The organism is Mycobacterium sp. 360MFTsu5.1, assembly GCF_000383495.1.
GTDB lineage: Bacteria > Actinomycetota > Actinomycetes > Mycobacteriales > Mycobacteriaceae > Mycobacterium > Mycobacterium mucogenicum_B.
On record NZ_KB911470.1, the window covers coordinates 222,525 to 246,877 of the forward strand.

Genomic DNA, 24,353 nt, shown 5'->3' on the forward strand with positions numbered 1-24,353 from the left:
CGGTACTGCCAGCCCGGGCCTCGGGTCGCTTCGCGGGTCATGCTGTCAGCGAACTGAGCCACGAGCTTTACTGTTGGCGGCGTGAACAGGCGGATTTCTACGCTCGTGGTCGCTCTGGTGCCGATCATCGTGTTCGTCGTGCTGGTGTCGGTGGTGACCGTGCCGTTCGTCTCGCTGGGTCCCGGCCCGACGTTCGACACGCTCGGTGAGGTCGACGGCAAGAAGGTCGTCGACATCAAGGGCGACATCAAGGTGCACCCGACGTCGGGGCACCTGAACATGACGACGGTGTCGCAGAGCGACGGGCTGACGCTGGGGCAGGCGCTGGCGCTGTGGATGTCGGGCCGCGAGCAGCTGGTGCCGCGCGATCTGGTGTACCCGCCGGACAAGTCCAAGGAGCAGGTCGACAAGGCCAACAACGCCGACTTCAAGAACTCCGAGGAAGACGCCGAGTACGCGGCGTTGAGCTACCTGAAGTACCCGAAGGCGGTGACGGTCCAGGCCGTCGCCGATCCCGGGCCCTCGGCCGGTCAGTTGCGTCCCGGCGATGCCATCGACGCGGTCAACGGCGTTCCGGTGGCCAACGTCGAAGAGTTCACCGCACTGCTGAAGAAGACCAAGCCGGGGGACCACGTCGTGCTCGACTACCGGCGCAAGAACGCCGGGATCGGCGTCACGACGATCACTTTGGGCGCCAACAAGGACCGTGACTACGGCTACCTCGGTACGACGGTGCTCAACGCGCCGTGGGCGCCGTTCGTCATCGACTTCAACCTGGCCAACATCGGTGGCCCGTCGGCCGGTCTGATGTTCAGCCTGGCCGTTGTCGACAAGCTGACCGACGGAAACCTCAACGGCGGCAAGTTCGTTGCGGGCACCGGCACCATCGGCGACGACGGCAAGGTGGGCCCGATCGGCGGCATCACGCACAAGATGCTGGCCGCCCGCGAAGCCGGCGCGACGGTGTTCATGGTGCCCGCCGAGAACTGCGCCGAAGCGGCTTCGGCCCACCTGGACGGACTCGGGCTGATCAAGGTCGAGAACCTCAGTGGTGCCGTCGACGCGCTGCACACCGTGTCCGCTGGTGGCGAACCTCCCCGCTGCTGAGCGTGCGATCACCCCTGGTTGCGTAGAGTCGTAGGTCAAGCTGGCCTTTTCGGATTTCATACAGACTTTTCAACAGACTGGAGCTGACGAGTGGGGATGCGGCCTGCGGCGAGGATGCCGAAGCTGACGCGACGAAGCCGAATCCTGGTCGGGATCGCGTTACTGATCGTCGGTTTGTTGATGGTCGGCCCGCGACTGGTCGACGCCTACGTGGACTGGTTGTGGTTCGGCGAGATCGGTTTCCGCTCGGTGTTCAGCACCGTGCTGGTGACGCGCCTGGTGGTCTTCCTGGTGGCCGGCGTCTTCATCGGCGCCGTGGCGTTCGGGGGAATGGCACTGGCGTACCGGTCGCGTCCGGTGTTCGTGCCGGCGTCCGGACCGAACGACCCGGTGGCCCGCTACCGCGCCACCGTTCTGTCGCGGCTGCGGTTGTTCGCCATCGGGGTACCGGTGTTCATCGGCCTGCTGGCCGGATTCGTGGCGCAGACCTACTGGGTGCGCGTGCAGCTGTTCCTGCACGGCGGCTCGTTCGGCATCACCGATCCCGAATTCGGTAAGGACCTGGGCTTCTACGCGTTCGACCTGCCGTTCTACCGGCTGGTGCTCGGCTACCTGTTCGTCGGCGTCTTCCTGATGCTGGTCGGGAACCTGTTGGGCCACTACGTGTTCGGCGGCATCCGGTTGTCGGGCCGCCAGGGCGCGCTCAGCCGCGCGGCGCGCATGCAGCTGGTGTCGCTGGTGGGAATCCTGGTGCTGCTCAAGGCTGTTGCCTACTGGTTCGACCGGTACGAGCTGCTCAGCCACACCCGTGCCGGCAAGCCGTTCACCGGTGCCGGCTACACCGACATCAACGCGGTGCTGCCGGCGAAGCTGATCCTGCTGGCGATCGCGGTGATCTGCGCGGTGGCCGTCTTCTCGGCGCTGGTGTTGCGGGACTTGCGGATTCCCGCGATCGGCTTGGTCCTGCTGCTGCTGAGCTCGGTGATCGTCGGGGCCGGCTGGCCCATGCTGGTCGAGCAGTTCAGCGTCAAACCCAATGCGGCGCAGAAGGAACGCGACTACATCAGTCGCAGTATCACGGCGACGCGCGACGCATATGGGTTGACGGGCGATTCGGTGACCTACCGTGACTACAGCGGCAACGCGCCCGCCACCGCCGAGCAGGTCGCGGCCGACCGGGCCACGACGTCGAACATCCGGCTGCTCGACCCGACCATCGTCGGACCGGCCTTCACGCAGTTCCAGCAGGGCAAGAACTTCTACAGCTTCCCGGACCAGCTGTCCATCGACCGCTACAACGGGCCTGACGGCAAGCTGCGCGACTTCGTCGTCGCGGCACGGGAATTGAACCCGGACCGCCTGATCGACAACCAGCGCGACTGGATCAACAAGCACTCGGTCTACACCCACGGCAACGGCTTCATCGCCTCGCCCGCCAACACGGTGCGCGGTATCGCCAACGACCCCAACCAGAACGGCGGCTACCCGGAGTTCCTGGCCAGCGTGGTCGGCGCCAACGGCGCGGCCGTCTCGCCCGGTCCGGCGCCACTGGATCAGCCGCGCGTGTACTTCGGTCCGGTGATCGCCAGTGCACCATCGGATTACGCGATCGTCGGCAAGAACGGCGCCGACCGCGAGTACGACTACGAAACCAACACCGAGACGAAGAACTACACCTACGGTGGTACCGGCGGTGTGGACATCGGTAACTGGCTGGCCCGTTCGGTCTTCGCCGCGAAGTTCGCCGAGCGGAACTTCTTGTTCTCCAGCGTGATCGGGCCGAACAGCAAGATTCTGTTCAACCGTGACCCGGCCCACCGGGTCGAGGCGGTGGCGCCGTGGCTGACCACCGATTCGACCGTCTACCCGGCGATCGTCAACAAGCGCATGGTGTGGATCGTCGACGGCTACACCACCCTGGACAACTACCCGTACTCGGAGTTGACGTCGCTGTCGAGTGCGACCGCCGACTCCAATGAGGTTGCGGTCAACCGGATGTTGCCGGACAAGCAGGTGTCCTACATCCGGAACTCGGTGAAGGCCACCGTCGACGCCTACGACGGCACCGTCACGCTGTACGAGCAGGACGAGCACGACCCGGTGCTGCAGGCGTGGATGAAGGTGTTCCCGGACACCGTGAAGCCGAAGTCCGCCATCTCCAAGGAACTCGCCGAGCACCTGCGCTACCCCGAGGACCTGTTCAAGGTCCAGCGCATGCTGCTGGCCAAGTACCACGTCAACGATCCGGTGACGTTCTTCTCGACGTCCGACTTCTGGGACGTGCCGCTCGACCCCAACCCGACGGCCAGCAGCTTCCAGCCGCCGTACTACATCGTCGCGAAAGACCTTGCCACGGGCGGGGATTCGTCGTCGTTCCAGCTGACCACGGCGATGAACCGGTTCCGGCGGGACTTCCTCGCCGCGTACATCAGCGCCAGCTCCGATCCGGCCACGTACGGCAAGATCACGGTGCTGACCATCCCGGGTCAGGTGAACGGCCCCAAGCTGGCGTTCAACGCGATCAGTACCGACACGGCCGTCAGCCAGGATCTCGGCGTCATCGGCCGGGACAACCAGAACCGGATCCGGTGGGGCAATCTCTTGACGCTGCCGGTCGGGCAGGGCGGGTTGCTCTATGTCGCACCGGTTTACGCCTCGCCAGGCGCCAGTGACGCGGCCTCGTCGTACCCGCGACTGATCCGCGTGGCGATGATGTACAACGACAAGGTCGGCTACGGCCCGACGGTCCGTGACGCCCTCAACGGCATCTTCGGGCCCGGTGCCGGCGCCACCGCGACCGGTCCGGCCCCGACCGATGTGCCGGCCGGCACGCCGCCTCCGGCGGCCGTTCCGGGGGCCGTCCAGCCGCCTGCCGCGGGACCGCAGCCCCCGCCGGTGGCGGTGCAATCACCTGGCGTGCCGCTCACGCTGTCGCCCGCGAAAGCGGCTGCCCTGCAAGATGTCAACGCGGCCCTCGACGGCATGCGTGCGGCCCAGCAGAGCGGCAATTTCGCCCAGTACGGCGCCGCGCTGCAGAAGCTCGACGACGCCATGGCCAAGTACCGCGACGCCAAGTAGTCCGGACGAGTCACTGAACTGCCCAACTCCTTCGGGAGTTGGGCAGTTCTGCGTCTGGTGGAAGTTCGGTAGGTAGTCGCAAAAACCCTGTCTGACCATACGATTTGGTTCATTCGGCAGCGTTGGGTAACGTTGTATTCACCGACGCGGGGTGGAGCAGCTCGGTAGCTCGCTGGGCTCATAACCCAGAGGTCGCAGGTTCGAATCCTGTCCCCGCTACTAGTGAGAAGGCCCCCGGAGAACTCTCCGGGGGCCTTCTTCATGTCCAGGTGAATCGGGGCGTCGCGCAGGAGTCTGTTCGGAATAGTGCAGCGGGAGCCCTGGTTTTGCATTCCGTGGACTCAGCCGCGGGAGATGCAGCCTGGTTCGGCCCCAACGCCCCCGGGTATGCCTGGAAATCAGTGGCCGACGTCGACCCGGTCGAAATCTTCCCAGGCATCACGGCCCGGCTGCTGTGGCAGGGCGAAGACGGCGCCAAGGCGGCGGTGACGACCATCGCCCCCGGTGCGGTATGGGGTGACGAGGACCACCACAGTCCAGGGCCAGAGGAGGTGTACGTCGTCTCCGGTGTGTTCAACGACGGCGTAAACGACTATCCCGCAGGGACTTTCCTGCACGCACCGGCGGGATCATGGCACGTTCCACAGTCGGCGTCGGGTTGTGTGTTGTTTCTCTTCTACCCGCAGGGCTAGCTGCGTCCGCGAGCCTGCGATTCAGAATCCCGAGAGTGACTGTGCCGCAGGGCCTCAGGATCAGCCGGCGAGCTCGATCGTCCCGCCCGGGATCGCGTCGATCAGCATTCGGGTGTAGTCGGACGTAGGGTTCTCGTACACCTGATCGGTGGGTCCGGAATCCACCACCTCGCCGCGCGACATGACGATGACGTTGTGGGCGATCTCCTTCACCACCGCCAGGTCGTGGGTGATGAACAGGTAACTCAGGCCGAGCTCGTTCTGCAGATCGCGCAGCAGCGTCAGGATCTGCGCCTGCACCAAGACGTCCAGCGCCGACACTGCCTCATCGCACACCACTACCTCAGGGTTGAGGGCGAGCGCGCGGGCGATCGCGACGCGCTGCCGCTGACCGCCGGACAGCTCGTTGGGAAAACGCTGCATGACCGACTGCGGCAGTGCGACCAGATCCAGCAGTTCCTTCACCCGGGCGGTGCGGGCGGACTTGTCTCCGATGCCATGGATGTTCAGCGGCTCGGCGATCGCCCGGTAGATGGAGTACATCGGATCGAGTGACCCGTAGGGGTTTTGGAACACCGGCTGCACGCGGCGGCGGAACTCCTTCGCTGCCGCGCCGCGCAGCGAGGTGACGTCCTGCCCGTCGAAATGCACTGTGCCCGAGGTAGCTTCCAAGAGTCCCAGCACCATGCGCGCCACCGTCGACTTTCCCGAGCCGGACTCGCCGACCACCGCGGTGGTCGTCCCGCGCCGCAGGGTGAAACTGACGTCGTTCACGGCACGAAAGGTCGAGCCGCCGCGGAACGGGACGGCACCGCGGATCGGGAAGTCCTTGACCAGGTTCGCCGCGACCAGCACGTCCTGAGGGCCCGACGACACGTCCAGGCTGGATTCGGCGCTGGTGCCGGTGACCTTGGGCTGCAGCGCCTGGTCGCCAACGAGCTCGCCGTCGGCGCGCCGCGCGGCCAACGAGGGCGCCGCGCGGACCAGCCGCTTGGTGTACTCGTGGTGCGGGTCCTGCAGGATCTGTAGGGCGGGTCCCGACTCGACCACCCGCCCCTTGTACATGACGACAAGGTGGCTGGCGCGTTCCGCGGCCAGGCCGAGATCGTGCGTGATCAGGAGGACCGCCGTGCCGAGCTCGGTGGTCAACTCCTCGAGATGGTCCAGGATCTGACGCTGCACGGTCACATCCAGGGCCGAGGTCGGCTCGTCGGCGATCAGCAACTTGGGCCGGCACGCGAGTCCGATCGCGATCAGCGCCCGCTGGCGCATGCCGCCCGAGTACTCGTGCGGGAACTGATTGACCCGCTTGTCGGCGTCGCGCATCCCTGCCTCGCTCAGCAGAGCGATCGCGCGTTTGCGCGCGTCACCCCGCTTCGCCGCGCCATTGGCCTGCAAGGTTTCGCGGATCTGAAATCCGACGCGCCACACCGGGTTCAGGTTCGTGTTGGGGTCCTGCGGGACCAGACCCACGCCGCTGCCCCGGATCTTCTCGAAGTCGCGGCGCGACGCGGTGGCCAGGTCCTGGCCGTCGAACAGGATCTGACCGCCGGTCACCTTGCCGGTCCCCGGCAACAGTCCGAGCACCGCGGCGGCCGTCGTCGATTTGCCCGACCCGGACTCGCCGACGATGGCCACGGTCTGCCCTGGGTAGACGGTGAGGCTCACGCCTCGCACCGCCGGCACCGACTTGCCCTGCGCGCGGAAGTCGACCTGCAGGTCGCGGATGTCGAGCAGCGGCGCGGCGCCCTCGTTCGGCGTCTGGGTCATCAGCGGGTCCTCGCCTTCGGGTCCAGCGCGTCGCGCAGCACGTCACCGAGCATCATGAAAGTGAGCACGGTGATCGCCAGCGCCGCCGCGGGGTAGAACAGGATCGGTGTGCCCTCGCGGAGCAATTGCTGCCCGGCCGCGATGTCGATGCCCCACGACACTGCCGTGGACGGTAGTCCGATACCGAGGTACGACAGCGTCGCCTCGGTGACGATGAAGATGCCCAGCGAGATGGTGCCGACGACGATCACCGGGCCCAGCGCGTTGGGTATGACGTGGGTGAACAGGGTGCGCACCCGGGACGCGCCCAGTGACCGCGACGCCGTGATGAACTCCTCGTTGCGGACCGCGATCGCGGCGGACCGGGCGATGCGCGCGATCTGCGGCCAGCTGAAGATCGCGAGCACGATCACCACGGTGAACACGGTGCGAGAACTGATCATCTGCATCGTGACCACCGCCGCGAGGATCAGCGGGATACCGAAGAAGATGTCCGACAGCCGCGCGATCACCGAGTCGATCCAGCCACCGAAGAACCCGGCTACGGCGCCGAGCAGGCCGCCGATCAGGACCACGACGATCGTGGTCAGCACGCCCACCGCCACCGAGGCACGGGCGCCGTAGATCGTTCGGGTGTAGATGTCGTAGCCCTGCCGGTCGGTCCCGAACCAGTGCGCGGAACTGGGCGGGAGCAGCGATTGCTCGAGCGAACCGTAATGCGGGTCCTGGCTGGTGAACAGTCCGGGAAAGAGCACGACGACCACGATCATCGCCAGCAGCACCATCGACACGATGAACTCCGGCTTGGTGCGCAGCTCCAGCCATGCCGACTTCCAGAAGCCGGCGGGATGCACATCGGCGGCGACCGCGTCGATCGCGGCGACGCTGACGACGTCGGGGCCCGCGACGAAACGCTCCTGGCCGGGGTAGCGGGTGGGTTGCGTCTGGGGCTCAGGCATAGCGGATCCTCGGGTCGAGGGCGGCGTAGAGCAAGTCGACCACCACGTTGGAGGCCAGGTAGATGAGCACGAGCACGGTCACGAAGGACACGACGGTCGACGACTCGCCCCGGATCACCGCCTGATAGATGGTTCCGCCCACTCCGGGAATGTTGAAGATTCCTTCCGTGACGATCGCGCCGCCCATCAGCACACCGAGGTCGGCGCCGAGAAACGTCACCACGGGGATCAGCGAGTTGCGGAGTACGTGCACCAGGATCACCCGCGGGCGGGACAGCCCCTTCGCCGTGGCGGTCCGCACGTAGTCCGCCGAGAGGTTCTCCGCGATCGACGAACGGGTCAGCCGGACAACGTATGCGAACGACACCGCACCGAGCACGAATCCGGGCAGCAGCAGGTGATAGACGTCGAGGTGGCCGCCGACGGTGACGGGGAAGATCTGCCAGCGCACACCGAACAGGTACTGAGCCGCAAAGCCGATCACGAAGATCGGGACAGCGACGATGAGGAGCGTCACGATCAGGATCGTGGTGTCGAACCACTTGCCCTTGTTCAAACCCGCGAGCACGCCGAACGTCACACCGAACACCGCTTCGACGGCGAGCGCGATGAGCGCGAGGTCGACCGTGACGGGGAAGGCGCGTTTCATCACGTCGAACACCGGCTGGCCCGAGAAGGAGGTGCCGAAGTCCAACCGGAACACTCCGCTGATGTAGTGCCAGTACTGCAGGTAGAACGGCTGGTCCAGGTGGTACTGCGCGCGCAGCGTCGCGATCAGCGCGGGCGACATGGGTTTGCCGCCGCCCAGCGCGGAGATCGGGTCGGCGGGCAGCAGGAAGACGAGCGCATAGATCAGGAAGGTGGCGCCGAAGAACACGATCACCACCTGCCCGAGCCGGCTCAATCCGTATCTCAGCATCGGTTATCCCTTGGTGTTCTCGGCGTCGTCGCCCTTGGTGATCTGGGTGAAGTCGGCCAGACCGTTCCAGGTCAGCTGGGCCGTCACACCCGGCCCGACGCCGCCGGCCGCGGTGTAGTCCCAGAGCGGGATCACCGGCAGGTCGTGCAGCAGGATCGCCTGGGCCTGATTGACCAGCGCGTACGACTGGTTCGGGTCGAGCGCCCGTTCGGCCTCGATCAGCTTCGCGTCGAACGCCGGTGAGCTGTAGACCGGATCGTTGGAGCCCGCGCCGGTCACGAACTGGGGCTGCAGGAACTCGATCATCGACGGATAGTCGCCCTGCCACCCGCTGCGGAATGCGGTGCGAATGGTCCGCTTGGTGATTTCGTCCCGGACCTGCTTGAACGTCGGCTGCGGAGCGCCGTGCGCGTCGATGCCGAGCGCGTTCTTCAACTGGTTCGACAATGCGTCCACCCACACCTGGTGATCGCCGTCGGAGTTGTACGCGACCTCGAACGATCCCGACCACGGCGCCATCGCGTCAGCCTGCGCCCACAGTTGTTTGGCTTTGACCGGGTCGAACTTCAGCACATCGTTGCCCGGGATGTTCGCGTCCCAGCCCGGTAATGACCGAGCGGTGAAGTCCTGTGCCGCGCCGCGGGCGCCGCGGAAGATCGCCTTGATGATCTCGGGCCGGTTGATCGCCATCGAAATCGCCGCGCGTCGCAGGCGACCCTCCTCGCCGCTGAAATGCGGCAGGTAGTAGGGGATTCCGAGCTGCAAGTTCTGGGCGGTCGGTTTCGTCAACGCCCGTTTCCCGAGCACCTTCTGATACGTGCCCAGCGCACTCACCGGCACCGTGTCGAGCACGTCGAGGTTGCCGGACTCGAGGTCGGTGTACGCGGTGTCGAAGCTGCTGTAGAAGATGAAGCTCAGGCCACCGTTCTTCGGCTTGTCCGGACCCTTGTAGTTCGGGTTGCGCACCACGTCGAGCTTGACGTTGTGCAGCCACGCTTCCGGGCCCTTCAGCATGTACGGGCCGTTCCCGACGGGGTGCTCGCCGAACTTGGCCGCGCCCTCGGTGAAGAACACATCGGGCAACGGCTTGAACGGCGTGAACCCGAGGCCCAGTTTGAAGTCGATGTTGGGGCTCGTGAGGCGCACCGTGAAGGTGTGGTCGTCCACCACTTTCACGCCCGACATCTCGGTCAGTCGGGAGCCCTCGGCGGCGACGGCATCGTATCCCTCGATCGGCGAGAAGAAGCTCTGCTGCAGCTGCGCATTGACGGTCGCCGCACCGAAATTCCATGCGCGGACGTAGTTTTCGGCGCGTACCGGGGTGCCGTCGGTGAAGGTCCAGTCCCGTCTGAGGTGAACGGTGTAGTTCTGATTGTCGGTGGTGTCCACGGACTCCGCGTTCGCCAACACCGGCGTGCCGTCCGCGGTGTAGCTGTACAGCCCCGTGAACAACGAATCGACGATGCGACCGCCCATGTTCTCGTTGGTGTTGGTGGGCACCAGACCGTTCTGCGGTTCACCGCCGTTGACGGTGATGATCGCGTCCGGGCCGGTGCCATAGTTGCCGCGCGCGCCTTCCAGACTGCACGCCGACGCGGCCAGCACCACGCCCGTCGCCGCTGCGCACAGTGACCTTGCTGCCCATTTCACTTCGGACCTCCGATCGAGCGCCTCACATTTCCATAACTCGATTCAGTCGGCCAGACGAGGAACGTCAGGTGTGACGCAGCGGCAGGACGTTGGTTGTCATTGGATGCGGGCTCGCCCAACACATCAGAAGCCAGGCGCCCGCCCGTACTCTTTGACACCTTTGACGTATGCGTGGACTTTCAGGGTGACCCCGCCCTTGAGCAAGTTCAGCTTCTCCAGATAGTCCCGGCCACTCGGCCGCAAGTGCAGACAGCCATGGCTCCAGCCGATCTGCTCGTGAATCCCGGCGCGGAATTCGACTTCCTGGTTGGGGCTGGTGTGGACGAGTTGGTCGGTGCCCAGGATGCGGTACGCATGATCGCCAAAGTCGTTGAAAATCCACGTGGAAGGTACGACGCCGTCAGGTACCAGCGCCAGGGCCGCCGGTTCCGTGAGCGACTTTCGCAGCCCGGCGACGTAGGCCAGGATGTTGTCGCGACTGATCGGTTTGGCCAGCGACCTGGTGTCGTGCCACCGGCCGTCGTCGCCCCGGTACTCCACGGCGAGTTTGCCTGCTTTTGTCACCTCGCGCAGCGGTGTTCCCTGCGCGAGTTGTGAGGCCTGCCAGAACGCGGTCCGCACCTTCTCGCGGCCGCCGAGCTTGTGGATGCCAGGTTTGGTGGGGTCGGCATGGTGTCCGCCGCCGGCGTCTTGTGACTGCCACATCCCGCCCTGCGCCGCGATGCTGGCTGCGACTCGCCCTGCGACTCTGGCGGTCAGTGCGCCGATCGGAGCATGCCCCTTGGTCACCGTCCCGTCCGGCAGCGTGATCATCGCCGGTTGGTCGAATTGGTCCGGTACGAACTCGAGCACGATATCGCCGGCCGGCGGGTTGAACATCTTGGCGAGCACCGGGCCGACTTTCTGATGCACCTTGGGTGGTGCCTGGTCCAGGGCATCGCGCATCGCGACGACGACGGCGCGGTCGGCGACCAGCAGCACCTCCCGCAGATGCGCAACGGACAAGGGCGCGACGGTGTCTGTCCAGAATGCCTCTGACCCTCCGGTGTTCCGAAGTTGGTCAAGCATTTCGAGAGCTGCGAGCGTGTCCTTCGGCTTTTTGGACATGACACCGGCCAACGCGGTCGACAAACGCGGGACGTCTACGCCTGTCTCAGCGGAAATCATGCGGTATAGCGCATCGATCCGTTGCACGGCGCCGAGTTCAGCAACCAACCCTTCGGGGTTCATGCCGTTGAGGCGGGGAAAAATCCATAGTTTTGCCGCATTGAAAACGGCGGCGTCACCTTCGGCTACTGCATTCACCAGCGCGGTGGTCGCCTCGTCGACCGTCCTCCAGGCGGGCGCAGCAGGCGCCGCCGTTGTCCCGGGCGCAACGGCTGGGGCTACGCCTGCCGGCGTCGTCGACGTCGAGGCCGGAGTCGGTGTCGGCGGCGTTCGCTGAAGTGGCAACAGGGACATTGCCGCGTAGGCACACGAGGGGTGCTGCCGCTGATTCAGCAGCTGTGTGACCGCCTGGTTACCGGCCAGCCGCTGAAGTTCGAGCAGCGGTGTGGCGGTACTGGGGTTCGGTCCAGCATTGGCACGCGCGGGGCTACGCGAGTTACGCAGCCAGCCGTTCGGCACCGTGCCCTGGTGCCGGACAAAACTGAGACGATCACTCAAAGCGCCACCTCACTTGCGTCAGCGCGCTCCGTTCACGGATACAACCATATCCCCGGGACAGTGCTTCGAAGCGCTTTCGGCGATCGAGAATCAGCTGGCCGCCAAGGATTCGCCGGCACCACATCAGAGCTACGGGGTGCAGCGGTTGGCGGTTGCGAGTAGTGCGGCGGACGCGCAGCGCTGAAATCGAGTAGCCCGCTACTCGGGCGGCGCGATCCGGTCCGCGTGATGCTTTCACCATGGTTGGTTCCGCCAGTTCGGGATGCCAGCCGAACCCTGGCGGATAGCATTTACTTGGTGATCGGTGTGAATCGGCTATGCATTTTCTTTGGGCAGATAACCTGCTGACCAGCGGATGTTGTTCAGGTCGGGGCTGAAATGTCGTACGGGCACGTGACTGCGCAGATGTGCGCTCCCCAGGGTGCACTGCGCGTGGTTCGCGGCACCGAGAGTGGGGGCCGCTGATGGCCACGATGGTCGAGGGCATGGCCGCACCGAATACCCGCGCACCGCTTGTCGAGCGTGATCGGCCGCTGGCGGAATTGGGTGAGCATGCCGCCGCTGCGCTCTCGGGTGCGGGACGGCTCGTGGTGATTCGAGGTGAGGCGGGAATCGGCAAATCGTCGGTGGTCCGCGCGTTCTGCGACACCGTCGGCGGTGCCAGGGTAGTCGTCGGTCACTGTGCTTCGGCGTCCGCGCCGGTTCCGCTGGGACCGGTTCTCGGGTTGTGTGAGCGACTCGACGACGACGTCAGTCGTCGGCTCACGGCTGCGATCAACGGACAGGCGGGCGCAGGTGGCGTTCCGTACGCGGTCGCATCGGTGCTCGCTGCGGTTGCGCCATTGATCTGGGTGATCGAGGACGCCCAGTGGGCCGACAGTGCCACTCTCGACGTGTTGCGTTATGTAACAAGGCGATTGGCTCGAATTCCCGTGCTGTTGGTGGTGACCTATCGGGACGATGAGGTCGGTTCGCGGCACCCGCTGGCCGTGGCGCTCGGCGACGTCGTCGGGTCGAACACCTTGGCCCGCATCGATCTGTCGTTGTTGAGTCTCAGCGGAGTGCGAGCGCTCGTCGGTACGCGTCCTGACGTTGACGTTGCGGAATTGCGCCGCGTGACGGGAGGCAATCCGTTTCTGGTGACTGAGGCGCTCGTCGCAGGCTGGGCCGGTGACACGCCGACGGCGGTGCGGTATTCGATGGAGGAGCGGCTGGCTCGGCTGAGCCCTGCAGGTCGCGACGCTGCCGCGGTCGTGGCGGTGCTGGGTCCCGACGCCACGCCGGACCTTGTTGAGTGGGTGGCACCCGACTCGGGAGCCGGCGTTGCCGAATGCGTGGCGGCCGGTGTCTTGAACCTGATCGGTGAGCGTCTGGAGTTCCGTCACGAGCTGGCCCGGCGTGCGGTATGGACGGCTATACCGCCTGACCGTCGACGGACGCTGCATGCTGCGGTTGTGGGTGCGTTGGCACACGAGTCGCCGGACCGTGAGATGTTGCCGCAGTTGGCATTTCATGCCGAGGAAGCCGGCGACACTACCGCAGTGCTGCGGTTTGCGCCGCGGGCTGCCGATGATGCGGCCACCCTCGGCGCACATCGCCAGGCCGTTGACCAGTACGCCCGGGCGCTTCGGCATGCCGATGGTGTGTCGCCGGAGATCCGTGCTCAATGGTGGGAGGGCCGTAGCCGAGCCGCCTACTTGTGTGGGCTGCGTGAAGACGCCGTTCAGTCGATCAGCGAAGCGGTGGCTTTGCGTCGCGAGGTAAGCGACGCACTGCGCGAAGGCGACGATCTCCGCCTCCTTTCCCATCGGTCATACCCATTGAGGCCCCTAGACGTTGTTCGTGAACTGGCGGAGCGAGCGGTTGGTCTGCTGGAGCCGCTGGGCGCGACCCCGGAGTTGGCGTGGGCGTATGCCAACCGGACGCAACTGGCTTGCTTGACCTACGACCATGCCGCGGCCGTCGGCTTCGCGTCGAAGGCGGTACGGCTCGGTGCCACCGAGCGCACTCGGGTCGCGGCGTTGTGGGCGGAAGCCTTTGAGTCGATCTCACGGGTGACGCGTGGGAGTGGCGAGTGGTCGTTGGTCGACGCCGTCTGGCGCCAGGCCAGGTGTGATCCTGAGGCAATCGAGGCCGCTGGGCTGGCCGCCGTCATGGCGTCGTTCGTGGCGATGCAGCACCACGACCGAGCGACTGCGGCCCGTTATCTCCTTGACCCGACAGACTTTTTCGGCGAGCACAACTTGCCAGGCTTTCGCCTGATCAGGCAGGGCACGCTCGCGCTGATGGCCCTGGACGCCGGCCGGTACTCAGAGGCAGAAACACTTGCCGTCGACGTCCTTGACCGGGCCGAACTCACTCCTCTGCACTATTTGCAGGCTCAGGTAGCCGCGGCCACCGTGCGCGCACGGACTGGTCGTGGCGAGGTATGGCCTCTCCTTGATGCCGCATTGAACAGTCACGATCCTGCCGACACGATGCGCGCCGGAATCGTTTGGGCGGCACGGATCGAGGCGGCGTGGCTGGCCGGTGACATCGCGACCGCGACGGTTGAGGTAGAAGGCGCGTTGTCGAAGCTGACAGCTGATGTCGACGGGTGGCTGATCGGTCGAATCGGTGGGTGGGCGCAGATAGTCGGGATCGAATGTCCGGAATTGCCGGCCCGGCCTGCCGGGCCATATGCGCGTCAGCTCGCTGGTGATTGGTTGGGTGCGGCCGCCGACTGGGACCGAATGGGATGTCCGTACCAGGCGTCGATCGCACGCCTGCACTCCGGGGCGTGCGGTGCCGCCGAGGCCGGCCTCGCGGAGCTCGAATCGCTTGGAGCACGTGCCGCCGTGGTACGTGCTGGGCCCCTGCTGCGGGCCCATGCCCACCGCGCCGGTACGGGACCGGAAACATTCGGACTCAGTTTCCGGCAACGGCAGGTTGCGGAATTGCTCGTCGCACAGTGCACCGACAGGGAAATCGCGGACGCATTGCTCATCACCCCAAAGACCGCCAGCCACCATGTTTCGGCGATTCTGGCCAAGCTGAGTGTGCCCACTCGTGCTGCTGCACGCCGTCGGTTGCTGGACGTCGACGAGCGCGTGGTCCAACTCAACGTCCATTAATCACTACCCCGGAGGCTATCGGCGCGATGGGATCTCCACATCATCTGGTCGAGCGCGACGGGGTACTCGGGTGGCTCGATGGCCGGCTGCAGGCGGCAACCGCGGGATCCGGTCGTGTCGCGGTGGTTTCGGGGGAAGCCGGAATCGGTAAGTCCGCGGTGGCGACCGCATTTGTCGCGGCGCTGCCTGTGAGTGTCCGCACCTTTTGCAGCGCGTGCGACCCGCTGTCGACTCCGGTGCCGCTCGGTCCGGTTCTGGAGCTGCGTGACGCGCTTTCACTCGCGGGCGCGGAGCGCGTGACCGCGGCGCTGGACAACCCGCACGGCCCCGCTGCGTTGCCGGCGGCGGTCGTTGCGGCACTGGCGGATTCGGGTCCGGCGGTGTGGTTGATCGAAGACGTGCACTGGGCCGACGCGGCGACGCTCGATGTGTTGCGCTATCTGATCAGCCGCATCGACGCCATGCCGTTGTTGCTGGTGTTGACCCATCGCGTCGAAGAGGTCGGCCGGGAACATCAGCTCAGCGAATTCCTGGCTGACATCGCAGAATCCCACGCGTTGGGGCGGACTGAACTGGAGCCGCTAACCCGTGACGGCGTGGTCGCCCTTGCGGCGGCGCGGCCCGGGTTCGACGTCGATCGGCTGCACGAGGCGACGGGTGGAATCCCGTTGTTGGTGATCGAGTCGTTGGCGGTCGGCCGCTATGGTGTTGTGCCGCAGACGATTTCTGATCACGTGGTCGGACGGTTGGCACGCCTCGGCGCTTCAGCGCGGGCGGTGATCGATGCGGTGGCCGTGCTGGGATCCGACGCCACTGTCGATGTACTTGCCACCATGGTCGACAGTGCGGCGTCGGAGTTGCCCGCGTGCGTGACCGCGGGTGTACTGCAACGCACCGGGCCCGTCGTCGGGTTTCGGCACGAACTGACGCGCCAAGCTGTTCTTGAGACCATCCCTACCTTCGGCCGACGCAGGCTGCACGCGTCCGCCTTGGCCGCACTGGTTGCGAGCGGACATGAATACTCGCTGGCGCACTTGGCGTTTCACGCAGAAGAAGCCGGGGACGTCGACGCCGTGCTCCGGTATGCGACCCAGGCCGCAGAGCGGGCGATGCGTCTTGGCGCATTCGCTCAGGCCGTCGAGCAATACGCTCGGGCGGTTCGGCACAGCCACGGACAGCCCGCTGGCGCCCGGGCGGATTGGCTGGAAAGCCAGGCGCGCGCGGCGTACATGTCCGGTCAGGTCGTCGTAGCGGCTGAACTGATCGACAAAGCCATCGCGCTGCGATGCGAAACCGGAGACGCGCTGCGTGAAGGGGACGATCACAGGTGGCTGTCGCATTGGCTCTTTGCTAGCGCACCGCTGGCGCGGGTCAGAGAGGCCGCACATACCGCAGTCCGGATTCTGGAACCGCTGGGACCTACGGCCGAATTGGCCGGCGCCTATGCGAATGCCGCGCAATTGTGCTGTGCGGTGTTCGATCATGACAGTGCTGTCGACTACGCGGCTAAAGCCGCGGCGATCGGACGAGAACTGGATGTTGTTGCCGAGGTGGCTTGGGCAGAGTCGTTCGCGGCGCTGTCGGCAGTTCTTGCCGGCAATGGTTGGGACGAGTTCGACGCTGCCTGGACCGTCGCCAGGGACGACCCGCGGACTGTCGAGGCTGCCGCGGCCGGTGGTGTGGTCGCGTGCTGGTTCGCCACCGCAAAATATGAGTTGGACCGCGCTGACACCTACTTGACGGCGACCTCGGACTTCTGCCGTGACCACAACCTCACGGGCCTCGGCTACTTCACTCGGGGCATCGGTACGACACAGCTGCTGCACCGCGCCCGCTACGCGGACGCCGCCGCCGGGGCACAGGCGGTATTGGCCAGGAGTGGGCTGCCGCCGATGTTCCGGTTACGCCCGTTGGTCGCCCTCGCACTGGTTCACGCACGCACTGGCCAACACGACGCCGTCTGGCCACTTCTGGACGAGGCTCTCGCCGGTCTCGATCCTTCCCTGGTGTATCTGACCGGAACGGTGCTCGCAGCACGAATAGAAGCGGCCTGGCTTGCCGGTGATCACAATCGCGCACGGGAGGAAGCGCGTCAGGCGCTGGCGGCCCTGCCGGCGCGCGCCGATGCCTGGACTCGCGGCCAGATCACTGCCTGGGCAGCTATTGCCGGAGTGTCCTCGGCGCCGCTGCCGCGTAGCCAGGATCGCCAGTACGCGTTACAGGTCGATCAGCAATGGGACGCTGCGGCTGCCGAATGGCGCGTTCGGGGTTGCGCTTACGAGGCTGCTATCGCTGCGATCCACTCGGATTCGCCGGAAGTCGCCGGATCGGCGATAGCTGAACTGCACTCGCTCGGGGCGCACGGCGCCGTCGACCGGGCCCGTCAGCACAGGCACCGCCGTCATCAGCGCCGCTCGACGCAAGAGCACCCGTTCGGCCTCACCGCCCGTGAGCAACAGGTCGCCACTCTGCTCGCCGAGCGGCATACCGACAAACAGATTGCCGACATCCTTGTGATCAGCCGGAAGACCGTGAGTCACCACGTCGCATCGGTTCTCACCAAACTCGGTGTCACCAATCGAAACGCCGTTAGAGACATCCTCAAACTTGATCGGGGGACCGATGCGGTCACATCAATTCAGTAAATCGTCGGACTCGCCCAGCCCGGCAAAGATAGGCAATTTCTCCCGATGCGTTTGGGCCGGTCTCGCGTCGATAATTACGCGCCGGGACGGCTCGGCTGCCCTCCAGTGGCCGATACTGCTCACGGGAAGGAACCGGCTGTGAGCGCGAATACGCACAATGCCCGCGACCGCGTTGATGGTCGCCTTCCCGGGCATGCACCGTCCTTCTCGAGAATCGCTCCAGCTGCCATCCCGCTTCTTTTCCCCGTCGTTCTCGGCGTGGTGCCCGGAATCGACATACCTCAGGCCCATGCCTGCACCTGCGTCAAGAAACCGCCCTCGACGGGCCCGACGGGCTCAACCGGCGCGACTGGCCCCACAGGCCCGAAGGGCAGCAGTGGTTCAACTGGTCCTGGACTTGGTCAGCCCGGTAGGAACAGGCCACCCAGGGGCAGTTCGGGCGGTGGTTCTGGTAGTTCGGGTAGTTCCGGCGGTTCCAGCGGCAGTTCGTTTTTGCATGGCGCCGTGCTAACGGAAAGTGGGCCCGCGGATTGGACGAGCGGTATGCCGGCCGTCGGCGGAGTTCTCGGCGGCTTGCCCGCGTCAGGTCCCTGGTTTGAGTCGCCCCCGTGCTGTCCGCCACCGCCGGCGCCGGTGGTGGTGTCGCCGCCGTCGCCGATATCGCCGCCGGTATGGAAGCCGCCACCCCAGCCGGAGCCCGTGGTTGCTGCGCCGCCTCCACAAGCGCCGATTCCGGAGCCCGTGAAAATTCCTCCACCGCCGATGGAACCGCAGGTGCGCAGTTTGCCCGTCGTCTTGATGGCCACAGTCGGGAAGGGTTTCTCCGCGGTGATCATCATTCTCGTTTTGCTGATTATTGGGTTGTGGTATTTCACCAATCGGGTGATCACCCAATTGACCACGAGGGAACCACGAAATGCGTAAGTCGTTGTCAATTCTTGTGGGGATGCTATTTGTGGTGTGTTTCGGCATGGCGCCGGCGACGGCGGAATCCGACGGTGTCGCGGCGGTCTCGGCGAAGGTCGACGGTCGCGACGTTTCCACCAGCACGATGGGAGAGCCGCTCCGGTTAGTGCCCGATCAATGGGTCGACGTCGAATTACGCGTCGTGAACAACGGGGAACATCCGGTACATCTCGCGCGCCTGGATATGACGGGCAGGGTATTGGAACTGGTGTTCTTCAATTACATGGCGCCGTTTGACCTCACCGTGGCACCCGGTGCCACCCAGACCGTGCAGTACCGATTCCGGTTGATCGGATTGGCCGGCCAGGCAACCGGGTTGATGCGCGGTGATGTCGCTGTCACCGATGACAACGGCCACCGTGTGGCATCGCTGCCCATGGTGAGCGACGTCCAAGGGTCGCTGGTCAGCGTATACGGCCTTTTCGGCCTGGCGCTATTGGTGTTGACGGTGCTGGCGTCGATCGATGCGGCGTTGGCACTCAGGCGGAATCGCCTCTCGAGCAATCGTGTGCTACGGGGCTTGCGGTTGCTGACCCCGGGCGTCGGGGTCGGCTTGGTATTGCTGTTCACGGCGACGGTGTTGCGGATCTGGGTTCCACGAACGTCGGTGTGGCTGATCGTTGCGGCCGGTGTGGCAGTGGCGTTCTTCGCGGCCGGCTATCTGACTGTGCGTCCCTCTCTGGAGGACGACGACGATACGGACGAACAACCGGAAACTGGCGATGAAGAGCGTTCGGAGGTAACAGCGGCAACGGGAGCGGAGGCAGAAACCGGAGCAGTGACCACCGTTGCGCTGCTGACCGGCATCGACGTCGTGAAACCCGAGACCGTCCCCGTCGCTACGGTCCGTCACGGCGAGCCATCCGCCTGACGACGCGGTGCCTTTCGTGGTAGATGTTCGTTACCTCGAAATGCGTTGCTATACAAAATGTCTGACACGACAACGATGATGCCGGCGATATGCCTCAGCATGATCGTTCGCAACGAGGCGCATATTGTTTGCGAAGTCATCGACTCCGTGGCTCCGTACATCACGTCTTGGGTCGTGGTCGACACCGGTTCCGCCGATGGCACGCAGGATGTCATCCGCAGCCACATGGCGGACCTGGGTATCCCCGGCGAGTTGCACGAACGGGTTTGGCTCAGTTCCGCGCACAACCGAACAGAGGCGCTGAATCTCGCACGCGGGCATGGCGACTACATCCTCACCATCGATGCCGACGACCTGTTGGTCGGTGCACCCGAATTTCACGACCTGACGGCCGATGTCTATTGGCTGCGCATCCGCGATGGCCAGAGCTACTGGCGTCGCCAGCTATTTCGCGATGACGTTCGCTGCCGATTCGAGGGGGTCGTACACGAATACGCCGCCTGTCCTGATGGGCTCGTCGAGGAGCGCGTCCAAGGTGATTACTACGTCGCGTCCCGGCGTCTGGGCGCCCGCAGTCTTGATCCGCTGAAATATGCGCGTGACCGCGATCTGTTGCTGGCGGCGGTCGAACGCGATCCCGGTGACGCCAGGTCAGTTTTCTATTTGGCGCAAAGCTATTTCGACCTGGGAGACTACGCCAACGCACTCGCTTGGTACGCCAAGCGTGTCGAGATGGGGGATTGGGACGAGGAGGTCTACTACTCCCTTTTCCGGGTTGCGGAGGCGATGTCTGAGTTGGGTATGCCCTGGCCGGCAGTGCAGGATGCGTACCTGCGGGCGTGGGAGTTTCGGCCGACCCGTGCGGAACCTCTCCACGCGATTGCCCGGCAGTACCGCCTGCAGGAGCGGTATCACCCCGGGCATTTGTTCGCCGAACGCGCTGCCCGGATGCCATTTCCCGAGGAGGAATCGTTGTTTGTCGGCGATGAGGTCTACAGGTGGCGGGCGATCGACGAACAGGCGGTGTGCGCGTCGATGCTCGGAAGGCACCTTGAAGCGTTCACATTGTGCCGACAGCTGCTGAGCGGCGGCGAAGTGGACATTGCCCAGCAATGCGCGAATGTGGTCGCCGGGCAAACGATTTCCGGTGATGAGCGTGCGCGGATAGCGGCGAATCGCGACGTTGAAGTGCCCGCATTGCTTGCGGCAGTCACCGCGTACCCCAGTGAACGCGTGCACTGGTTGGCGGAAAACCCGTGTGATAGCGACGTCACGGTCAGCTTGGTAGCCGGACCGGACCGCCACGTGACCGAACTGACTCTCAATTCCCTGGTGTGGTGCTGCCAAGATGTGGAGGTGATCGGCCGGTTTCTGGTGGTAGATGTCGGTATGTCTGATCAGGATCGTCAGGTGCTCGTGGAGCGTTATCCGTTCCTCGACTTCAAGCTCGGTAAAAGTGTTGGTGTTGATCAACTTTCAGAGATTCGACGTTGGGTCAATAGTCGATTCTGGCTTCACCTCGGCGAAGGTTGGCGGTTCTTCGCACCTGACCGTCTCATCACTCGACTCACGGCGGTGCTGGAAGCACAACCACGTGTGGTTCAGGTCGGGATCAATTTCGAGGACGCCGCCGAACTGACGGGAAGGACTGCGCCAGATGCAGTCGTGCAGCGTGGCGACAACGCGGGGCGGTATGTGCTGACCGATACCTTGTCCAGTGGACCGGCGATGTTCGATCTTTCCCGATTCGATCAGGCCGACAATGGTCGGGTGAGTCGGCTCCCGGATCGCTCTTCTCCGGGTTTCGGTACCGCAACACTCGATGAGGTGTTGTGTATTAAGGCAGCCCACCAACCATCGGTTGATAAATCGGAAGGGCATCAATGCGTGTACTCGTAACCGGTGGCACCGGTTTCATCGCGGGGTGGTGTATTGCTGCACTCCTCGCTCAGGGATATGAAGTATGCGCAACCGTCCGGAACATCAGCGGGGAGGAGCACCTGCGGACACTTTTCGCCGACCGAGTGACGTGCGCCATGGCGGACTTGACGGCCGACGAAGGCTGGGAGTCTGCGATGGCAGGCATTGATTATCTCCTACATATCGCCTCACCGTTGACGGGCGACGACATGCTCACGCCGGCGCGCGACGGAACCACACGGGTTTTGGAAGCGGCTGCAGCCGAGGGTGTTTCGCGTGTAGTCGTGACGTCGAGCAGTGCATCGGCGACGCCGGATCGTGGTGAGAGCGGAGTGTTCGACGAAACGTTGTGGTCTGGTCCACAGGCAGCCGCGAGTGACGCTTATCGGGTCTCGAAGGTCCTTGCTGAGCGCGCCGCGTGGGACGTCGCCCGCATACGCGGACTCGCGCTGAGTACCGTTTTGCCCGGTGTTGTGTTCGGACCGCTTCTGTCGATGCGGAACGCCGCATCCGTCGACATCATCGGCCGGATGCTCACCGGCATGCGGGGTGTGCCGAACATAGGGCTCAACATCGTGGATGTGCGCGATGTCGCGGACTTGCATATTCGCGCGCTGACGGACCCGCGCGCGATAGGTCAGCGGTACCTTGCGGTTTCCGGGCCGATGTCCATGCCCGAGATCGCCGCGTACCTGCGTGCCCAGCTGGGTGATCGGGCCAAGAACGTTCCGACGCGCACGATCCCCAATTCCGTGATCAAGGCTCTCGCGAAGGTGAACCCCGAGATGCGGGCGATCTCTCCGTTTCTGGATCGCAATTACACCTATTCGAATGTCAAAGCCCGCGCACTCGGCTGGGAGCCGAGGCCGGTGCGCGAGACGGTCATCGATTGTGCCGAGTACCTGCTCGCAAATGCGTCGTAGTGATGTCAGCCGTTGCTCGTTGACCCGACTGGTACATGCGGTGCGCAGACGCAGAACTCGTTGCCGGCCGGGTCGATCATGACGGCAAAGGTATTGGTGAATCCGTGCGAGATGTCGTCGTAGTAGCGCGCCTGGGTGGCACCGAGCGATGTGAGTCGTTCTATCTCGGCGTGCAGATTGTCGAGGTGGTCGACATACAGGTCCAGATGCCACCGGTTCTTCACCGTTTTCGGTTCCGGCACAGCATGAAACAGTATCCGCGGATGGACGCCGGTCGGGTCGATGAGCACCCAAGGAAGAAGCTTGGTGTAGCCCATAGTGGCGGACCAGAATTCGGCGAGCGCGTCCACGGCATCGGCGCTGCAGTCGACAGTGATGCCTACCGACTCGAACCTCATCCCAGTAAAATTAGCGGCTGACGAGGGGCCCGTCCACCATTCTGGCCCAGGTAGATACGGATGCGCCCGGCGTGCACTAGTCAGCAGCGCGTCGACCGACGGAGGTTCGTACCCAGCTGTTTGGCCGTCAACCGGGCGGTATTATCCGTGGTGGCAATTACTGCAGTGAATTCCATCAATAGCGTTAATTGCGTTGACCTGCAATTAAATCGGAGAGCGCAGTGCGCCAGGTTTTCGCGCAAATATGGGCAATTTTTCCCCATGTGCTCGGACTGCATGGCAATTGATAATTACGTTCTGGGATTGCTCGGTCTCACAGTGGCTGATGCCTCGCACGGAAGGATGCGACTGTGCGCACGACCACCAACGCGGTATTGCCGACTCTGTCTAGAGCGCAGAGCGTGCTCCCTGCAAAGGCAGGCGCGAGGTTCACGCGTGGACGCAGACCCGTCGCGGCCCTGTTGTACTTTCCTGTAATCCTGTGTTCCACAACCGGTATCGTCGTGCTTTCGCCGCAGGCCAACGCCTGTTCGTGCACAACACACAACCCTCCGCCACTCCACACCACCACCAGTCCTCCGGTGAGCCCCCCTGGATCGAGCGGTGCCAGCACCACCGACGGTGGTCCCGGGTCGCCGTCGTGGGGTTCCGGAACGACGGTCGTCTGCAACTTCATCACGTGCCCAACCACGAGTTCGACGTCTGATTCCTCGACCTCTGATTCGTCGACCTCTGATTCGTCGACGTCTGATTCGTCGACGTCGGGTTCCTCGACCTCTGATTCGTCGACGTCGGGTTCGTCGACGTCTGGTTCTACGTCGTCGAGTTCTACGTCGTCGAGTTCTACGTCGTCGAGTTCTACGTCGTCGAGTTCTACGTCGTCGAGTTCCACGACGTCCGGCTCGTCCGGCATTTCGCTGTCGCAGAACACGACGACCACCGTGTCAGCGACATCCGGTTCGACTACTACTGGCTCCTCGTCGTCTGGTTCGACCACCTCTGGTTCGACGACCTCTGGCTCCAGTGGTCAAAGTTCCTCCGGAACAACCACATCCGGCTCGAGCTCTACCACGAACAGCTCGTCTGGATCGGGTACGAGCAGTAGCAGCACTAGCGGGTCAATCAAGCTCAACCTGCGCTTGGGCGCTGACCTCCCACAGAGTGGGCCCGCAGATCGGTTGGGCGGGATGTCCGCCGTGGGTGGTGCACTAGGTGCATTAGGGCAGGTGAGTCGGTCGCCGTGGATACAGGCACCACCTTGCTCTTGTCCACACATACCTCCTGTAGTCCTACCAACGCCTTCCGCGTCAGCCACCGGGTCATGGTCGCCGCAGCCGGTTTCGGTTCCTCAGACGGAACCAGTGGTTGTGACTGTGCCGGTTGTTGAGTCACCTGTCAGGGAGCCGGAGAGGATTCGGCCGTCGGCGGAGTCGCAGGTGCGCAACTTGCCAGTCGTGTTGATGAGCACCGTTGGCAATGGATTTTCCGCGGTGATCATCATCTTGGTTTTGTTGATCATCGGGCTCTGGTATTTCGGCAATCGGGTGATTGCCCAATTGACGGTGCAACCAACGCCTGAAGCGTAAGTCCTTCCGTCTGGCTCAACGGCAGCACCTTGGTGTGCCTTCGCGACCTGCATGTTGACCGTTTGTTGAGCAGATTCGGTCGGGCGTTGAC

At 64.5% G+C, this 24,353-nt stretch carries 17 protein-coding genes and 1 tRNA gene; 9 read left to right on the forward strand and 9 right to left on the reverse strand.

Features of this window, described 5'->3' with window-relative positions; genetic code table 11:
* The first annotated feature begins 81 nt into the window (after positions 1-81).
* The 4 genes from H289_RS0122035 to H289_RS0122050 all read left to right on the forward strand — a co-directional run bounded on the left by H289_RS0122035 (position 82) and on the right by H289_RS0122050 (position 4,877).
* On the forward strand, positions 82-1,107 hold the full coding sequence (locus H289_RS0122035) for a YlbL family protein (RefSeq protein ID WP_029105583.1): 1,026 nt from the start codon (positions 82-84) through the stop codon (positions 1,105-1,107).
* A 90-nt stretch (positions 1,108-1,197) separates the two neighbouring features.
* Positions 1,198-4,185, forward strand: a complete 2,988-nt coding sequence (locus H289_RS0122040; RefSeq protein ID WP_036421044.1) for a UPF0182 family protein — start codon at positions 1,198-1,200, stop codon at positions 4,183-4,185.
* A 145-nt stretch (positions 4,186-4,330) separates the two neighbouring features.
* Positions 4,331-4,404, forward strand: a tRNA-Met gene (locus H289_RS0122045).
* 116 nt (positions 4,405-4,520) lie between these two features.
* On the forward strand, positions 4,521-4,877 hold the full coding sequence (locus H289_RS0122050) for a cupin domain-containing protein (RefSeq protein WP_029105585.1): 357 nt from the start codon (positions 4,521-4,523) through the stop codon (positions 4,875-4,877).
* A 60-nt stretch (positions 4,878-4,937) separates the two neighbouring features.
* On the opposite strand, the gene H289_RS0122055 is transcribed toward H289_RS0122050, so the two are convergent.
* From H289_RS0122055 to H289_RS33760, 5 genes are all read right to left on the reverse strand, one after another.
* On the reverse strand, positions 4,938-6,647 hold the full coding sequence (locus H289_RS0122055; RefSeq protein WP_020103003.1) for a dipeptide ABC transporter ATP-binding protein: 1,710 nt from the start codon (positions 6,645-6,647) through the stop codon (positions 4,938-4,940).
* On the reverse strand, positions 6,647-7,606 hold the full coding sequence (locus H289_RS0122060) for an ABC transporter permease (RefSeq protein WP_020103004.1): 960 nt from the start codon (positions 7,604-7,606) through the stop codon (positions 6,647-6,649). The genes H289_RS0122055 and H289_RS0122060 overlap by 1 nt, the downstream gene beginning before the upstream one ends.
* Positions 7,599-8,525 (reverse strand): ABC transporter permease, encoded by a 927-nt coding sequence (locus H289_RS0122065; RefSeq protein WP_029105586.1) that lies wholly within the window; start codon positions 8,523-8,525, stop codon positions 7,599-7,601. The genes H289_RS0122060 and H289_RS0122065 overlap by 8 nt, the downstream gene beginning before the upstream one ends.
* Before the next feature lie 3 nt (positions 8,526-8,528).
* On the reverse strand, positions 8,529-10,175 hold the full coding sequence (locus H289_RS0122070) for a peptide ABC transporter substrate-binding protein (protein ID WP_502685709.1): 1,647 nt from the start codon (positions 10,173-10,175) through the stop codon (positions 8,529-8,531).
* Between the two features lie 123 nt (positions 10,176-10,298).
* Positions 10,299-11,801: a hypothetical protein gene (locus tag H289_RS33760; RefSeq protein WP_155944214.1), complete on the reverse strand. Its 1,503-nt coding sequence runs from the start codon at positions 11,799-11,801 to the stop codon at positions 10,299-10,301.
* A 524-nt stretch (positions 11,802-12,325) separates the two neighbouring features.
* Here H289_RS33760 and H289_RS31015 point away from each other — a divergent pair.
* Together H289_RS31015 and H289_RS31020 are read left to right on the forward strand one after the other, a co-directional pair.
* Complete coding sequence (locus H289_RS31015) at positions 12,326-14,953, forward strand: ATP-binding protein (protein ID WP_231388110.1); 2,628 nt, start codon at positions 12,326-12,328, stop codon at positions 14,951-14,953.
* Positions 14,954-14,979: 26 nt separating this feature from the next.
* The gene (locus H289_RS31020) at positions 14,980-17,598 is read left to right on the forward strand and encodes a helix-turn-helix transcriptional regulator (RefSeq protein WP_020103009.1); all 2,619 of its coding nucleotides are present in this window, start codon (positions 14,980-14,982) and stop codon (positions 17,596-17,598) included.
* Between the two features lie 401 nt (positions 17,599-17,999).
* Here H289_RS31020 and H289_RS33150 read toward each other — a convergent pair whose 3' ends face one another.
* On the reverse strand, positions 18,000-18,500 hold the full coding sequence (locus H289_RS33150; RefSeq protein WP_155944216.1) for a hypothetical protein: 501 nt from the start codon (positions 18,498-18,500) through the stop codon (positions 18,000-18,002).
* Between the two features lie 14 nt (positions 18,501-18,514).
* On the opposite strand from H289_RS33150, the gene H289_RS31025 reads away from it, so the two are divergent.
* The 3 genes from H289_RS31025 (at position 18,515) to H289_RS0122105 (ending at position 22,278) form a co-directional block, all read left to right on the forward strand.
* Positions 18,515-19,435, forward strand: a complete 921-nt coding sequence (locus H289_RS31025; RefSeq protein ID WP_155944217.1) for a hypothetical protein — start codon at positions 18,515-18,517, stop codon at positions 19,433-19,435.
* A gap of 99 nt (positions 19,436-19,534) precedes the next feature.
* On the forward strand, positions 19,535-21,334 hold the full coding sequence (locus H289_RS31980) for a glycosyltransferase (protein WP_231388098.1): 1,800 nt from the start codon (positions 19,535-19,537) through the stop codon (positions 21,332-21,334).
* Positions 21,319-22,278, forward strand: a complete 960-nt coding sequence (locus tag H289_RS0122105; protein WP_029105588.1) for an NAD-dependent epimerase/dehydratase family protein — start codon at positions 21,319-21,321, stop codon at positions 22,276-22,278. The genes H289_RS31980 and H289_RS0122105 overlap by 16 nt, the downstream gene beginning before the upstream one ends.
* A gap of 5 nt (positions 22,279-22,283) precedes the next feature.
* On the opposite strand, the gene H289_RS0122110 is transcribed toward H289_RS0122105, so the two are convergent.
* The 3 genes from H289_RS0122110 to H289_RS33155 form a co-directional block, all read right to left on the reverse strand.
* Positions 22,284-22,676 (reverse strand): VOC family protein, encoded by a 393-nt coding sequence (locus H289_RS0122110; protein ID WP_020103014.1) that lies wholly within the window; start codon positions 22,674-22,676, stop codon positions 22,284-22,286.
* Between the two features lie 313 nt (positions 22,677-22,989).
* Positions 22,990-23,673: a hypothetical protein gene (locus tag H289_RS31985; protein WP_020103015.1), complete on the reverse strand. Its 684-nt coding sequence runs from the start codon at positions 23,671-23,673 to the stop codon at positions 22,990-22,992.
* Between the two features lie 351 nt (positions 23,674-24,024).
* Complete coding sequence (locus H289_RS33155) at positions 24,025-24,195, reverse strand: hypothetical protein (RefSeq protein ID WP_155944218.1); 171 nt, start codon at positions 24,193-24,195, stop codon at positions 24,025-24,027.
* Between the last annotated feature and the right edge of the window lie 158 nt (positions 24,196-24,353).